We start from the raw sequence: 15,250 nt of genomic DNA on the forward strand, positions 1-15,250 counted from the left end.
AAATGAAACAACTTTATGGAGTGATTGGTTGCCCTGTGCATCATTCATTGTCGCCGCTAATGCACAATGACGCTTTTCAGCAATTGGGAATAGAGGCTTATTACCATGCCTTTCATGTTGAAAAAGATCAGCTTCCAGCGGCTATCCAAGGTCTAAAAGCGCTCGGTATTGCAGGAGCAAACGTCACGATTCCGCACAAAACAGCGGTTATGCCGCTGCTTGATGAAATTGATGAGATGGCCCAGCGCATTGGGGCTGTCAATACGATTGTTAATGAAAACGGACGGTTAATCGGCTATAATACAGATGGCCCTGGCTTTGTGCGAGCTCTTTGTGAAGAAACAAAGACCGTCATTAAAGGAAAACGGATTTTGCTCGTTGGAGCAGGGGGAGCGGCCAGAGGCATTTATTTTGCATTAGCTAGTGAACAGGCGGCACGAATTGATATTTGCAACCGGACAAGAAGTACCGCTAAGCAGCTAATCGAGGAAGCAGATGTCTCAATTGACTCATCTGTTTATTCAATCGAGGAAGCGGAAAAACATCTTGATGAATATGAGATCATCATTAATACGACTCCTGTCGGCCTTTATCCGAATGTTGAAGCGATGCCGCTATCGCTTGATCGCTTAAAAGCCGATACCGTTGTAAGTGACATTATTTACAATCCATTGGAAACAAAGTGGCTGCAAGAGGCGCGACAGAAACGCGCCATTGTGCAAAATGGGGTCGGGATGTTTATTTATCAAGGAGCGTTGGCATTTGAAAAATGGACGGGAATCTTTCCAGATGTCAAACGCATGAAACAAATCGTGATTCAACAGCTAGGAGGAAGCGTATGTTAACAGGTAAGCAAAAACGGTTTTTACGTGCAAAGGCCCATCATTTAAAGCCGATTTTTCAAGTGGGAAAAGGTGGAGTCGGCGAAAATATGATCAAACAAATCATCGATGCGTTAGAAGCGCGTGAGCTTATTAAAGTAAGTGTGCTGCAAAATTGCGAGGAGGATAAAGACACAGTAGCGACGCAACTGGCCAATGGAGCAGGAGCAGACCTTGTACAAACGATAGGCAATACCATTGTGCTTTATAAAGAATCAAAAGAAAACAAACAAATCATTTTGCCTCGCTGAAAATACCCAGCTCACTAAGGAGAGGGGAAAATGAGTAAAATTGGAATTTTTGGAGGGACTTTTGATCCGCCGCATAATGGACATTTGCTAATGGCGAATGAAGTGTTGCAGGCATTAGATCTATCAGAAATTTGGTTTATGCCCAATCGGATTCCTCCACATAAGCATGATGAACAAATAACAGATAGCGCCGATCGACTTCATATGCTTGAGCTAGCCATTAGCGATCATCCACAATTTAAAATTGAAACGATCGAATTGCAAAGGGAAGGCCCATCCTATACGTATGATACTATCTGTCAACTCAAGGAACTGTATCCTAAGCATCAATTTTATTTTATTATCGGGGCGGACATGGTAGAATATTTGCCGAATTGGTATCGGATCCATGAGCTGGCTCATCTGGTGACATTTGTTGGGGTCGGACGTCCGGGCTTTTCGCTTCGCACATCCTATCCATTAATCGAGGTAGAGAGTCCGGAATTCGCTGTTTCTTCTTCGCTTATTCGCGAACGTGTGAGGGAAGGAAAAAGTATTCGATACTTAGTGCCAGAGCGCGTCAGATTGTATATTGAGGGGAAGGGATTATATGAATCGTCATGAAGCGTTGGAGATTGTAAAAAAACAGTTGACTGAACATCGCTATGAGCACACGATCGGCGTAATGGAAACCGCGATTGAACTAGCCCGGCGTTATGGAGAAGATGAAAAGAAAGCTGAATTGGCTGCGATTTTTCACGATTATGCGAAGTTTCGTCCAAAAGAGGAAATGAAACAAATCATTTTAGAGCAAAATATGCCCAAAGATTTACTTTCCTATCATTCTGAGCTTTGGCATGCGCCAGTTGGTGCTTATTTAGTGCGAACAGAAGTAGGGATTGAGGATGAGGAAATTTTAAACGCGATTCGCTATCATACATCTGGCCGTGCGGAAATGACCTTGCTTGATAAAATTGTTTATGTGGCAGATTATATTGAACCTGGTCGCATTTTTCCAAGAGTCGATGAGGTGCGCGAGCTGGCGCGGAAGGATTTGGATCAGGCGCTGATCCGGGCTTTACAAAATACGATTCAATTTCTGCTGAAAAAAAATCAACCGATTTATCCCGATACCATTTATACGTATAATGCGCTCATAATCAACAAGAAGGGGGAATGAAAAAATGACGGAACGCGATATTTTACGAATGGCCATTCAAGCGGCTGATGAGAAAAAAGCTGAAAATATTATTGCTTTAAATATGAAAGGAATTTCTCTTGTCGCGGATTATTTTATGATCTGCCATGGGAACTCCGAAAAGCAGGTACAGGCGATTGCGCGGGAAATTAAAGAAAAAGCGGAAGAACATCAAATTCCAGTGAAACGCTTAGAAGGCTTTGATGAAGCTAAATGGGTGCTGGTGGATTTAGGCGATGTCGTTGCTCATGTGTTTCATAAAGAAGATCGCCTATACTACAATTTAGAACGGCTTTGGGGAGATGCTCCATTTGAGGACGTAGCGAGTGATTTGGCGCGATGACATATGAATCGTTTGCTTATTGGTATGATGAGTTAATGAAGGAAGCGCCATATGATAAATGGAAGGAATTTGTCAATAAAAAAGTTGAACAATATGGGCGCAAAGGCACAAAAAGGCTGCTCGATGTTGGATGTGGAACAGGAGAGTTGGCGGTTCGTCTAGCTCAATCTGGCTTTTCTGTGACCGGTGTAGATCAATCAGAAAACATGCTCGCCATTGCACAAGCAAAAGCGGAGCAGCATCATGTGCATATCGAGTTTTTTGAGCAGGATATGAGGGATTTAAATGGATTTTCTCCTTTTGATGCCGTGCTGATTTTTTGCGATTCCCTTAATTATCTGCCAACAGAGCAGGATGTTCAGCAAACCTTCCGCCGTATCTATGAGCTTTTGCATAAAGATGGCTTGCTATTATTTGACGTTCATTCTATTTATAAAATGGATCATATTTTTCAAGATGCGGTTTTTGCAAGCAATGATGAATCGATCAGCTATATATGGCTGTGTAATGCCCTAGACACTCCTCATACAGTGGTTCATGAGCTTACGTTTTTTGTCCAAGAAGAGGATGGACGTTACGAACGATATGATGAAGATCATATTCAGCGGACATTCCCAGCGTTTCAATATGAGCAATGGTTGAAGGAAGCGGGCTTTACTGTAATGGAGATCAGTGCTGATTTTACGGATCGCCCTCTCCATGATACGGCGGAACGGCTTTTCTTTGTTGCTAAAAAATAAGCTGTCCACTCTACCGTGGACAGCTTTTTAGTTATGACGGCTGATATTCGCAGTGCTGTTGTCTCTATGGAAGGAGGCTGATTAGGTGAGAGAACAGTATCTCTGCTTGAAATAGGAGAATTGAGAAAGCAGTTTCATCCGGAAGCTTATGATTGTGAATGATGTATTATTTTATTTTGTTTAAATGGGATTAAGGTATGCTGACGTACAGGATACAGCGCTGGGTATCACGCTTTATGGACAAATTTTTTACTCAAGAATCGGTACGCTTGTCATGTTTCAGAAGGAATTTTTTGATCTTTGGCGAATTTTAATTTTGAAACTGCTGTTTAATTTTCTCAATCTCTTGATTGAATTTCGCATGTGTTCTTTCAAATACATGCTCAAACAATTCACCTAATTCCTCTTCAAGTACAGACAGCCCCTCTCCGGTAATTCCTCCTTTTACGTGTACTTTCTCCTGCAGAGTTGGAAGAGTGTACACATTCTTTTTTAGCAATTCTCCTAGCCCGATCATCATTTCGCTCGTTAAAATAGTCGCCATTTCTCTGGAAATATTCGTTTTCTCAACAGCGGCATGAATAAATCGCTGCAGTAAATAGCTGAAAAAGGCAGGACCACAGCTCGCAAGATCGGAAGCAATCCGCGTAATATCTTGTTCAATCACGCAAGGTGTAGAAATTTTTTGAAATAATTCCTTTATATATGTTTGATAATGAGACGAACAGCGATGCCCAAATGTAATAAGCGATGCTCCAGAGAGTGCGCGATTCGTAATGCTTGGAATGACCCGAACCACATGGCAAGGGACAATGGATTCGAGCTGCTGGACGGTAATAGGGCTAGTAATAGAAATGAGACAATGATCTTTTGTCCAATAAGGAGACAGCTGTTTTAAAAGGGGGTGAATATCTAATGGTTTGACACATAGTAATATCACGGTCGCACGTCTGATCACATCCTCTGGAGATGCTGCCACTTCGACCTCTGCGTGTTCCTTCTGGATGTCCAATGCTTTTTGAAGCGTGCGATTAGTCAGAATCAGCTCATTTGGGTTGACCGCTTTCGCTTCTAAAAAAGCCTCAATTAAAATTCTCCCCATATTTCCTGTGCCTATCACTCCGATTTTCACGGCTTCTCCCCCCTTCTCTGTTTATTTGGCCGATATCTGTCCTCTCAACGATATGTATGAACAAAGAGACGTTTTTATGCATCATTTTCGAAAGGGTGATGAACAATGAAATGGCTTGCGGCCAAAGAAAAAAAGCAGCGGTATATGCTCGCGCTGGCGGCTATGGCGATTGCTGCAGCATTTTTTTATCAGCAATCTCATCAAGAGAAGAGTGCTTCTTATGAACTTCCGCTGCCTTCTGAAGAATCGGAGCAAAAAGGACAAAAGGAACAAGATAGCAAGCAGCAGGATCAACCGGAAACCATTGTAGTTGACGTGAAAGGAGCGGTTGTCCACCCTGGGGTATATGAAATGCTGGAAAACGCGCGGGTGAATGATGTCATCGCTAGAGCGGGGGGATTGACAACAGAAGCAGACCAAACAAAAATCAATTTAGCTGCTAAAGCCTATGACGAAATGATGATTTATGTCCCTTCTAAAGGGGAAACGAGCATGCCGATGTCTCCGCCTGAAGAGAAGGAGGAGAACAAGGTTGATATTAACCATGCTACTCAAGAGGAGATAGAGCAGCTAAAGGGAATCGGTCCGGCTAAAGCGGCAGCTATTATTGCTTACCGCGAGGAAAACGGTCCCTTTAAAAAAGCTGAAGATTTATTGAATGTATCAGGAATCGGTGAAAAATCTCTGGAAAGCTTAAAAGCACAAATTGTGATTCGCTAGCAAAATTGACGGTTTTTTCTTCACTCGCTAAACTAGTCTTATATGTTTATGGTTAGGGGAGAGTCAAGAAATGGAAAGGATTACTTGGGATGAGTATTTTATGGCGCAAAGCCATTTATTAGCATTGCGCAGCACATGTACACGCTTGGCGGTCGGAGCGACGATTGTGCGTGATAAACGAATTATTGCTGGAGGATATAATGGATCGATTGCTGGAGGGGCACATTGTATTGATGAAGGATGCTATGTGATTGATAATCATTGCGTCCGTACGATCCATGCAGAGATGAACGCCATTATTCAATGCGCCAAGTTTGGCGTGCCAACAGAAGGCGCTGAAATCTATGTCACGCATTTTCCTTGCCTTCATTGTTGCAAGGCGATTATTCAGAGCGGTATTCGCGCAGTCTATTATGCGACTAACTATAAAAATCATCCGTATGCACTTGAGCTTTTTCAACAGGCAGATGTAATTGTAAAGCATGTTCCTTTTAATAAGGAGATCCTGTCTCTTTTATAAAAGTAACCGTGCTCTTCTGCCGTCTGATTTTTGCGGCGGCAGAAGGCAAGAAAAAGGAGATTTTGGATAATGAGAGGAAATGGTGTGTATGTAGCGATAGCAGCTATAGGGGGAATCACAGCTGGCTATCAGCGGTTACATGGGCTTCATTTCGTGATGGCAGTTTATTTGCTGTTTTTGCTAAGATATAAGCGTGATTTGCTTCCTGCATGTTTACTTGCGGCGGCCCTTTTCTATCTCTATATGATTTGGACTGAGACCCATAATCAAACCGTTCTTCCGAAAAATAAAACCCATTTTTCGCTGCGCTTGATAGAGCCTCCTGTCATTGATGGCGATCAGCTGAAGGTAAAGGGAAGGACGAAAGAAAAGGAAAAGGTGCAGCTTTTGTATAAAATCAATCGTGAGCGCGATAAAAAAGAGCTTTTCCAACTTCGCATGGGAATGGTTTGCCGATTTGAAGGAAGATTGGAAGCTCCTGAACCCGCACGGAATTTTTTCGCTTTTGATTATCGAAAGTATTTGCGCTCCCAACAAATTCATTGGATTGTAAAGCCCTCTTCCTTTTCTGTCGCTGCTTGTAAACAGACACGGCTTCATCCTGTTGAAGTGCTTCGATCGATCAGAGAAAAAGGAATGGATGAAATTAATGAGCATTTTCCTCCTGCGGTGATTGGCATTGTGCAAGCGTTAATCTTTGGCGAACGCGAAGAAATGGACGAGGCTCTGCTTGAAGGGTACCAAAAGCTAGGGCTAGTGCATCTTTTAGCGATTTCTGGCTCGCATGTCACATTGCTTGTCAGCGGCTGCTTTTATCTATTCATTCGCTTTATAACAAGAGAAGCCGCCGCATTGATTCTCATTCTTCTTCTTCCTTTGTACATGATCCTGACAGGCGCTTCGCCATCCGTCGTCCGCGCTTCCGTTATGGCCATGATGTTATTATGGAGCCGTTATCGGAAGTTCAACATTCCTCTTTCTGATATCCTCAGCCTTACATGCATCGTGATGTTACTGATTCAACCATACGATTTGTTCCAGCCGGGATTTCAACTATCCTTTATTGTTTCCTTCGCGCTTATTTTATCCATGGATTGGATTGAGCAATACCGTTCATCCATGATGCGGCTTTTTGCTGCAACGTTGGTTGCACAAATCAGCTCCCTTCCGTTTTTGCTATACCATTTTTTTGAGTTTTCGCTGTTAAGCATTCCGTTGAATATGATTTTTGTTCCGTTTTATTCGTTTATAATTTTGCCGCTCTCCATCATCGCTCTTGTTGCACATTATGTTGTGGAGCCGTTGAGCTTACCTTTTATCTATCTCCTTGAACATGTGCTTGATTTTGCTAATCGCTTTGTTCAGTTTTTCGCTTTTGATCGTTCGCTTGCATTTGTTTTAGGACGGCCGTCCATGCTGCTGCTTTTATGTTATGGAATGGCGATTGTATGGGCCTTTACGCAAATGGAGCAGAAAAAATATCGCGCTTTTGGGTATGTAGTGATAGTAATTGCCTTTCATGCCGCTTTTCCATACATGAACCGCTATGGTGAGGTCGTCTTTTTGGATGTGGGGCAAGGCGACTGTATTTATATTGAATTGCCATACAGAAAGGGAGTATATCTTATTGATACGGGAGGAACGGTTCTTTTACCAAAGCAGTCATGGCAAAAGCGGAGGAGCGAGTGGCGTGTAGGCGAAAAGCTAGTTGTACCGTTTTTAAAAGCCAAAGGAATTCGCCAATTGGATCAACTCATCATTACGCATGGAGATGCCGATCATATGGGAGCGGCACCTGAAGTGATAAGAAGCATACGGGTGAAGGAGCTGGTGATTGGCAACGAAAGCCGTGCGTATTCACCATGGCAGACTGCGCTTATGGCTGGTATGAAGGATCGAAAAATGAAGATTAGAAAAGTGGAAAAAGGAGATGATTGGAAGGTAGGAGAAGCATCATTTTATGTACTGAATCCATCAAGAACGGCTCTCCCTTCTAATGATAACGATCGTTCCGTTGTATTATACGCGAAATTGGGGGGATTATCATGGCTGTTTACAGGAGACTTGGAAGCTGAAGGAGAAGGACGGCTCATTCGTGATTTTCCTCACCTTCAGGTTGATGTATTAAAAGTCGGGCATCATGGAAGTGCCACATCGACCTCCGAGCCCTTTCTAAAGATGATAAAACCTCAGATTGCCATTATTTCTGTTGGCAAGAACAACCGTTACCATCATCCGCATCATGATGTAATCGCTCGGCTTAAAAAGCATGGGGTTCGAATTTTGCGAACGGATGAGCATGGAGCGATTCGCTATCGCTATACGAAAAAAGCTGGAACCTTTACTTTTATGCTGCCATAATATAGTATCACCAGCATGAGCGGCACCTTTCGCTTTACTCCAGTTTGGCCGCATTACAACGCCATGATAAGGTTATATGAATGGTTGCAGATGAGATGGACTGCAAGCAGCAGCCAATGCGTTAGGGGATAACAGAACTCGACATTTTTTGGCATGCCGCATACAAAAAAAAGAGACTGCTCTAAAAAGCAATCTCTTTTCCATCATGAACCAAAAAATTTTACTAATGTGGCGATAATGAACATAGTAGCGAAGAAGCCGAACGAAACGATGAATCCGACGCCGGAATCAACTGCATCATTGCGTTTGCTTTGTACATTTTTTTCAAATTCGTTCATGATTTACCCCTCCTCGTGCAATCATTTTTAGTATACGTCAAAAGAAAAAAAAAATCTATATAACAATTGATCATTTCCTTTGCTGACAACAGTTGACACAAATAGTTTAAGGGGCACGGGATAATATAAAAATACCCGTTGATAAATAAGATCCTAGGACTTATTTATCAACGTTTATATAAATGGGAATCGGCTTACATCGTTTGCCGGTTCCCTTGTAAAAACCAAGAAAACAGTGTATCTTTTCATCATGGATGGTTTTAAAAAAGAATGGAGAAGAGAAATATGACTGTGAACTTTTTGGGAAAAATGATAAAGCAAACTCTGTCGCCTCTTTATTTATTATACGGAACGGAAACATTTTTATTAAATGAAGCATATGAACGAATTGTACGTACAGCTTTACGAGAAGAGGAGCAGGATTTTCATTTATCGGTGTATGATTGTGAAGAAACACCGATCGAAACAGCAATTGAGGAAGCGGAAACCCTGCCCTTTTTTGGGGAAAAGAAGGTTGTTGTGATCAAAAATCCGTATTTCCTCACTTCTGACAAGGGAAAGGAGAAAATAGAGCATAATTTAAAAAAGCTTGAGCAATACATAGCTTCTCCTTCTCCTTTTACGATTGTTGTTTTTCTTGGTTCATATGAAAAATTGGATGAAAGAAAAAAAATCACGAAGCAGTTAATGAATGAAGCGAAGGTTTTTGTCGCCTCCTCACTTAATGAAAAAGAATTGCGGCAATGGATGGAAGAACGGGCACATGCGAATGAAGTCGCCATTACAGAAGAAGCAAAGAAAACCTTACTGCAGCTGGCGGGGACGAACTTGATGTCGCTTGCTAATGAACTCGATAAGCTTTCACTGTTTGTTGGCCATCAAGGAACCATTGATGGTGAAACCGTGACGATGCTTGTTTCGCGGACACTTGAACAAAATGTTTTTGTATTGGTGGAAAAGGTCGTTCAACGCAAAGTGAGAGAAGCATTGCAAGTATTTGGTGATTTAATGGAACATAATGAAGAACCTATTAAAATTGTTGCGTTGCTAGCGGCCCAGTTTCGGCTTTTGTATCAAGTTAAATGGCTTAATGCCAAAGGATACGGCCAGCAGCATATTGCTTCGTCGCTAAAGGTCCATCCGTTTCGCGTTAAGCTGGCTATGGCACAATCGGGATTATTTTCGGAACAGGAATTGCTCGATATCATTCACGACTTGGCTGAAGCGGATTATCAAATGAAAACAGGGGTGCTTGATAAACGCTTGCTTATTGAATTGCTGCTAGTCAAATGGAGCAAAGCGAACGAGACAAATGAACAGTCTTTTGTTCGGTGAACTCCTCCCATCCCCACTTCGTTCAGAGATGGGGGTGTCAGCTTGGAGGATTTTTGGATGAGAATCATAAAAAACGGAAAGGCTTGTGCGCGTATTTTCTTAATTTCCAGCTAAAGACAATTTTATAAAAATCAAAAAAGAAAACGACCTCAAAAAGGTCGTTTATTTGTTGTTACGCTGTGATGCTGTTTAATTTTTTCGCTAGACGGGATTTTTGGCGGCTTGCTGCATTTTTATGAATTAATCCTTTGCTTGCCGCTTTGTCTAATTTTTTAGAAGCAAGGACAAATGCTTCTTGTGCTTTTTCCACTTCTTTTGCTTCTACAAGCGCTTCAAATTTTTTAATCGCTGTGCGCATGGCTGATTTCATCGCAGCGTTGTGAGCACGGCGTTTCTCGCTTGTTTTCGCACGCTTAATTGCTGATTTAATATTTGCCAATGTCTTTCACCTCCGTAATGCTGTCCATATACGTGATTCTTTTGTCATGTTGATCGATATAGACATATCAAGAACAAATGATATTCTATCAAACACATTTCAATTATGCAAGACTATTCAAGCAAAAATACTTTACTTATTAAAGAATGAAATAAGAAGAAAGCGGCGACAATAAATAAAAACGATCGTTTTTGAGAAGGAGGAGCATCGATGAATCGACCATTAGATCTTAGCGTTTATTCCGTGCGGACAGATTTGGCTGTTGAAGCTCATGAAATGGCCATTGAAGAGCGATTGCAGCAAAAAAAAGAGACTGCCTCTCCGATTGAAGGAGTCACGATTCATGATCGTGAAATAGACGGAATTAAGCTATCATATGTTGAAGTAACCGAGGAAGGAGCGCAGTCCATTGGCAAGAAGCCAGGAACCTATATCACGCTGGAGGCTCAAGGGATCCGGGAACAGGATACAGAGCTGCAAAAAAAGGTAGAGGAAGTGTTTGCGAAAGAGTTCCATGCTTTTTTGCAGAAGCTGAATATTCCAAAAGAAGCAAGCTGTCTTGTTGTGGGGCTTGGAAATGATCATGTTACTCCAGATGCGCTCGGTCCGTTGGCGGTAGAGAATTTATTAATTACAAGGCATTTGTTTCAGCTTCAACCGGAAAGCGTGCAAGAAGGCTTTCGTCCTGTAAGCGCGCTTGCTCCCGGAGTAATGGGAACAACAGGAATTGAAACGAGCGACATTATTGACGGTGTCGTTGAAAAAACCAAACCGGATTTTATTGTTGTCATTGATGCACTAGCGGCTCGTTCAATTGAACGAGTAAATGCGACGATTCAAATTTCAGATGCTGGCATTCATCCCGGATCAGGAGTGGGAAATAAACGCAAGGAATTAAGTAAAGAAACTTTAGGGATTCCTGTCATCGCTATCGGTGTGCCGACGGTTGTCGATGCTGTGTCGATTACAAGCGATACCATTGACTTTCTTTTAAAGCATTTTGGCAAAGAAATGCGTGAAGGGAATCGTCCCTCTAGTGCTCTTGCTCCAGCTGGATGGATGTTTGGAAGAAGAAAAAAATTAACCGAAGAGGATCTGCCTACACAAGCACAGCGATCGACGTTTCTTGGCATGATTGGAACCCTGAGCGATACAGAAAAAAGAACGCTTATTCATGAAGTATTGGCCCCGCTCGGACATAATTTGATGGTGACGCCGAAAGAAGTCGATATGTTTATCGGGGACATGGCCCATTTGCTAGCGAGCGGCTTAAACGCAGCGCTGCATGGCCAGATTGATCAAGGAAATACAGGGATGTATACGCACTAATCATAAAAAAGATGTTCTATCTTTTTAAGCTTGACCATACTGTTAAATTAGTAGACAAGCTTAGAAAGGGTGAGAACATGAAAAGGTTTCGCTCTCGGCAAATGGTCGTCACCATTCAAGGGACAAGCATTAAAAAAGTTGTGACTTTAGCCGTTTTAGGCTGGATGATGATGTTTACGGTTGTCGGGGTCATGACATCGTTAAAACCTGAATATCGAATTACCTCTTCTTCTGTTAATAGTGTGACCAATCATTTTCCTGAGGAAACGTTCATTCATTTATTTAGTTTTGAAAACCATTATTTTTTACAAAGCTTGCCGAAAGAGCGACAGAACATTAGTTATTCATCTATTTTGCTGCGTATGATTACGAGCATTAATCCAGATGATCCCCGCAGTCTGCTTGGCAGCGAATTGCCTGGCTTTGCTCTATATGATAGTAAGATTGTGGTGGCAGGAGAAGGAACGGACTATACAAACATGCCTTACGAATCGGCACCGCCGCTTGAAGTGATGCTGGCTGAACGCGAGGCATCCATCGAAAATTTAGAAAAAGCGGATCAAGATCAAGATAAACAGCCAGTGCCTCCGCCAACGAAAACGACTGGCGGACGGAAAGTCGTTTATGTTTACAGCACCCATACGTATGAATCGTATTTGCCAGCGCTCAAAGGGGCAAATAATCCAGATCAGGCCTTTCATCGTACGGTCAATGTAACGAAAGTCGGACAAAAATTGCAGGAGGAACTTGAGAAACGAGGGATTGGAGCGGTGGAAAGCACCGTTGATGTTCAACAAAAATTATCAGAAAAAGGAATGGACTATGCGCAATCATATGACATGTCAAGACAGGTTGTTATGCAGGCGATGGGCCAAAACCGTGATTTACAATACTTGATTGATATTCACCGCGATGCCCAAAGACGAAAATTTACAACTGCGACTATTAACGGAGTTAGCTATGCGCGTGTTGCGTTCATTGTTGGCGGAGAAAATGCAAACTATGAAAAGAATTTACAACTAGCAACACAGCTTCATCAGCTTTTACAAAAAAAATATCCGGGATTAAGTCGGGGGGTCATCGAGAAGAAAGGAAGAGGAACAAATGGAAAATTCAATCAAGATTTATCAAATAATGCGTTACTCATAGAGTTTGGCGGGGTAGACAATACGTTTGATGAACTTTTCCGATCCGCAGCTGCTGTTGCCGATGTGTTTAGTGAGCATTATTGGCAGGCAGAAAAAGTGCAGGCTCCAGCCTCTGATCCGCCGCAAAAGCAGTAAGGAGGAAGCAAAATGGCAAAATTCACCCTTCAATTTTTGACGGCTGTTATCCTTCTTTTCTTTGGTGTCTTGCTTGGCATGCAGCAGGCGAATCAAGGGATGATCAAAATGAAGGGCTACAATGATCCGTCTTTTCAGACCGTGTTCCATGTTGCAAAAGATAAAAACGGCGAAATGGAAGCAATGGTTATGGGAAATAGAGTAAGTATCGAAAATATTAGTGAGAAGAAAGAGAAGCTTGAACAGATGAAAATGTTCAATCTGTTTTCAGAGCTTGGAAAGCGTTTGGCGGAAGGAGTTCGTTCTGTTATTCAATCCCTTCTTTCTTTTGTAGGACAGCTGATCGAATAAAGTCGGGCACAGGCTCGACTTTTTTTCTTATCCTTTTTAAAGGGTTCGGGCGTTGCCTAGCTTCAATTGCCGTCGGCTCGAATCGCCTCACTCCGCATTGTGACGGTGACAACCTTCTTGGAGGGCGCTTTGCGCTTTTCTTATTTCTCTCATTGAATCTTAACCGTTGTGTTGCTATAATCAAAGCTAGTGTAGTTTCGGGTAACAGTAGGAGTGAAAAAGATGAATCGTGAACAAAGACTGGAAAGAAGAGAAAAAATCCGCAACTTTTCTATTATCGCTCATATTGACCATGGAAAATCGACGCTTGCAGATCGCATCCTTGAAAAAACGGGGGCGCTTTCGCAGCGAGAAATGAAAGAGCAAATGCTAGATTCTATGGAGCTAGAGCGGGAGCGCGGCATTACGATTAAGTTGAATGCTGTTCAGTTAAAGTACAAAGCAAATAATGGAGAGGAATACATTTTTCACCTTATTGACACGCCAGGGCATGTCGATTTTACCTATGAAGTGTCGCGCAGTTTGGCGGCATGCGAGGGGGCTATTCTTGTTGTTGATGCGGCGCAAGGAATTGAAGCGCAAACGCTGGCAAATGTCTATTTGGCTCTGGATAATAATTTAGAGATTTTGCCGGTTATCAATAAAATCGATTTGCCAAGCGCTGAGCCTGAGCGCGTTCGCCAAGAAATTGAAGATGTAATTGGTTTAGATGCTTCTGAAGCGGTGCTTGCTTCCGCTAAGGCCGGCATCGGCATTGAAGAGATTTTGGAGCAAATCGTTGACAAAATTCCGGCGCCGGCTGGTGATCCAGATGCGCCATTAAAAGCGTTGATCTTCGATTCGCTGTATGATCCGTATCGCGGCGTAGTGGCCTATATTCGCATTGTGGAAGGAACGGTTAAGCCGGGACAAAAAATCAAAATGATGGCGACTGGAAAAGAGTTTGAGGTAGTTGAAGTAGGGGTGTTTACGCCAAAAGCGAAATTGGTTGATGAGCTAACCGTGGGCGATGTTGGCTTTTTGACCGCTTCCATTAAAAACGTAAGCGATACGCGTGTAGGGGATACCATTACAGATGCCAAAAATCCTGCGGCCGAACCGCTTCCGGGATATCGTCGCTTAAATCCGATGGTGTTTTGCGGAATGTATCCAATTGATACAGCCAAGTACAATGATTTGCGTGAGGCATTGGAAAAATTGCAGCTTAACGATGCCGCGCTACAATTTGAGCCCGAAACATCGCAGGCGCTCGGTTTTGGTTTTCGCTGCGGCTTTTTAGGGCTGCTACACATGGAGATTATTCAGGAACGCATTGAGCGCGAGTTTAATATCGATTTAATTACGACAGCGCCAAGCGTAGTGTATAAAGTATACTTGACCGATGGTGAGGAGGTTCAAGTGGATAATCCATCCAACATGCCAGATCCACAAAAAATTGACCGGGTGGAAGAACCTTACGTCAAAGCGACGGTCATGGTGCCAAACGATTTTGTTGGAGCGGTAATGGAACTATGTCAAAGCAAGCGCGGCATCTTTGTCGATATGCAATATATGGATGAAAAAAGAGTTATGCTTATTTATGAAATTCCGCTTTCAGAAATTGTCTATGATTTCTTTGATATTTTAAAGTCAAGCACGAAAGGATACGCATCGTTTGATTATGAGCTCATCGGCTATAAGCCTTCAAAGCTTGTGAAGATGGATATTTTATTAAATGGGGAGAAAGTCGATGCCCTTTCCTTTATCGTTCATCGCGACTCAGCCTATGAGCGCGGAAAAGTCATTGTTGAGAAACTGAAAGATTTGATTCCGCGCCAGCAGTTTGAAGTTCCTGTGCAAGCAGCGATCGGCAATAAAATTATTGCCCGCTCGACGATCAAAGCATTGCGGAAAAACGTGCTAGCTAAATGCTATGGCGGTGACGTATCGCGGAAACGCAAGCTTCTTGAAAAGCAAAAGGAAGGAAAGAAACGAATGAAGCAGGTCGGATCTGTCGAAGTTCCACAAGAAGCGTTTATGGCTGTGCTCAAAATGGATGATAAAAAATAAT

17 protein-coding genes are annotated in these 15,250 nt (G+C 42.6%); 14 read left to right on the plus strand and 3 right to left on the minus strand.

The features are described from left to right. Positions 1–2 precede the first annotated feature (2 nt). The 6 genes from aroE to GFC28_RS17755 are packed head-to-tail and all read left to right on the plus strand — an operon-like array spanning position 3 to position 3,392. Positions 3–845 (plus strand): shikimate dehydrogenase, encoded by an 843-nt coding sequence (gene aroE, locus GFC28_RS17730; RefSeq protein ID WP_044744594.1) that lies wholly within the window; start codon positions 3–5, stop codon positions 843–845. Then, on the plus strand, positions 839–1,132 hold the full coding sequence (gene yhbY / locus GFC28_RS17735) for a ribosome assembly RNA-binding protein YhbY (RefSeq protein ID WP_044744593.1): 294 nt from the start codon (positions 839–841) through the stop codon (positions 1,130–1,132). The genes aroE and yhbY overlap by 7 nt, the downstream gene beginning before the upstream one ends. A gap of 30 nt (positions 1,133–1,162) precedes the next feature. Next, on the plus strand, positions 1,163–1,735 hold the full coding sequence (locus GFC28_RS17740) for a nicotinate-nucleotide adenylyltransferase (protein WP_044744592.1): 573 nt from the start codon (positions 1,163–1,165) through the stop codon (positions 1,733–1,735). Further along, positions 1,722–2,291, plus strand: a complete 570-nt coding sequence (yqeK, locus tag GFC28_RS17745; RefSeq protein ID WP_044744591.1) for a bis(5'-nucleosyl)-tetraphosphatase (symmetrical) YqeK — start codon at positions 1,722–1,724, stop codon at positions 2,289–2,291. The genes GFC28_RS17740 and yqeK overlap by 14 nt, the downstream gene beginning before the upstream one ends. A 4-nt stretch (positions 2,292–2,295) precedes the next feature. Continuing rightward, positions 2,296–2,652: a ribosome silencing factor gene (gene rsfS / locus GFC28_RS17750; RefSeq protein WP_044744590.1), complete on the plus strand. Its 357-nt coding sequence runs from the start codon at positions 2,296–2,298 to the stop codon at positions 2,650–2,652. Beyond that, entirely contained in the window at positions 2,649–3,392 is a 744-nt protein-coding gene (locus tag GFC28_RS17755; protein WP_044744589.1) for a class I SAM-dependent DNA methyltransferase, read from the plus strand. Before rsfS ends, GFC28_RS17755 begins: the two co-directional genes overlap by 4 nt. A 310-nt stretch (positions 3,393–3,702) precedes the next feature. Here GFC28_RS17755 and comER read toward each other — a convergent pair whose 3' ends face one another. Continuing rightward, positions 3,703–4,524: a late competence protein ComER gene (gene comER, locus GFC28_RS17760; protein ID WP_044744588.1), complete on the minus strand. Its 822-nt coding sequence runs from the start codon at positions 4,522–4,524 to the stop codon at positions 3,703–3,705. 105 nt (positions 4,525–4,629) lie between these two features. Here comER and GFC28_RS17765 point away from each other — a divergent pair, with 105 nt between their 5' ends. The 3 genes from GFC28_RS17765 (at position 4,630) to GFC28_RS17775 (ending at position 8,125) form a co-directional block, all read left to right on the plus strand. Next, positions 4,630–5,244, plus strand: coding sequence for a helix-hairpin-helix domain-containing protein (locus GFC28_RS17765; protein ID WP_044744587.1), 615 nt, complete (start codon positions 4,630–4,632; stop codon positions 5,242–5,244). Positions 5,245–5,314: 70 nt separating this feature from the next. Beyond that, positions 5,315–5,764, plus strand: a complete 450-nt coding sequence (locus GFC28_RS17770) for a ComE operon protein 2 (protein WP_044744586.1) — start codon at positions 5,315–5,317, stop codon at positions 5,762–5,764. 69 nt (positions 5,765–5,833) lie between these two features. Beyond that, positions 5,834–8,125 carry a DNA internalization-related competence protein ComEC/Rec2 gene (locus GFC28_RS17775; protein ID WP_044744585.1) on the plus strand — a complete coding sequence of 764 codons (2,292 nt, stop codon included), beginning with the start codon at positions 5,834–5,836 and terminating at the stop codon, positions 8,123–8,125. Between the two features lie 203 nt (positions 8,126–8,328). Here the strand turns inward: GFC28_RS17775 and GFC28_RS19060 are convergent, their stop codons facing one another. Continuing rightward, positions 8,329–8,463, minus strand: coding sequence for a YqzM family protein (locus GFC28_RS19060; protein ID WP_044744584.1), 135 nt, complete (start codon positions 8,461–8,463; stop codon positions 8,329–8,331). A gap of 285 nt (positions 8,464–8,748) precedes the next feature. Between GFC28_RS19060 and holA the strand changes: the two genes are divergently transcribed. Beyond that, the gene (gene holA / locus GFC28_RS17780) at positions 8,749–9,798 is read left to right on the plus strand and encodes a DNA polymerase III subunit delta (protein WP_044744583.1); all 1,050 of its coding nucleotides are present in this window, start codon (positions 8,749–8,751) and stop codon (positions 9,796–9,798) included. A gap of 172 nt (positions 9,799–9,970) precedes the next feature. Here holA and rpsT read toward each other — a convergent pair whose 3' ends face one another. Further along, positions 9,971–10,237, minus strand: coding sequence for a 30S ribosomal protein S20 (gene rpsT, locus GFC28_RS17785; protein WP_044744582.1), 267 nt, complete (start codon positions 10,235–10,237; stop codon positions 9,971–9,973). Between the two features lie 210 nt (positions 10,238–10,447). Between rpsT and gpr the strand changes: the two genes are divergently transcribed. From gpr to lepA, 4 genes are all read left to right on the plus strand, one after another. After that, positions 10,448–11,566 (plus strand): GPR endopeptidase, encoded by a 1,119-nt coding sequence (gene gpr / locus GFC28_RS17790; RefSeq protein ID WP_044744581.1) that lies wholly within the window; start codon positions 10,448–10,450, stop codon positions 11,564–11,566. Between the two features lie 77 nt (positions 11,567–11,643). Then, positions 11,644–12,849, plus strand: coding sequence for a stage II sporulation protein P (gene spoIIP / locus GFC28_RS17795; protein ID WP_044744580.1), 1,206 nt, complete (start codon positions 11,644–11,646; stop codon positions 12,847–12,849). Between the two features lie 12 nt (positions 12,850–12,861). Then, positions 12,862–13,200, plus strand: coding sequence for a YqxA family protein (locus GFC28_RS17800; RefSeq protein WP_044744579.1), 339 nt, complete (start codon positions 12,862–12,864; stop codon positions 13,198–13,200). A 222-nt stretch (positions 13,201–13,422) separates the two neighbouring features. Beyond that, positions 13,423–15,249, plus strand: a complete 1,827-nt coding sequence (lepA, locus tag GFC28_RS17805; protein ID WP_044744578.1) for a translation elongation factor 4 — start codon at positions 13,423–13,425, stop codon at positions 15,247–15,249. Position 15,250: the final 1 nt, after the last annotated feature.

Origin of the sequence: Anoxybacillus sp. B2M1, from assembly GCF_001634265.1 — a bacterium.
Lineage (GTDB): Bacteria > Bacillota > Bacilli > Bacillales > Anoxybacillaceae > Anoxybacteroides > Anoxybacteroides rupiense.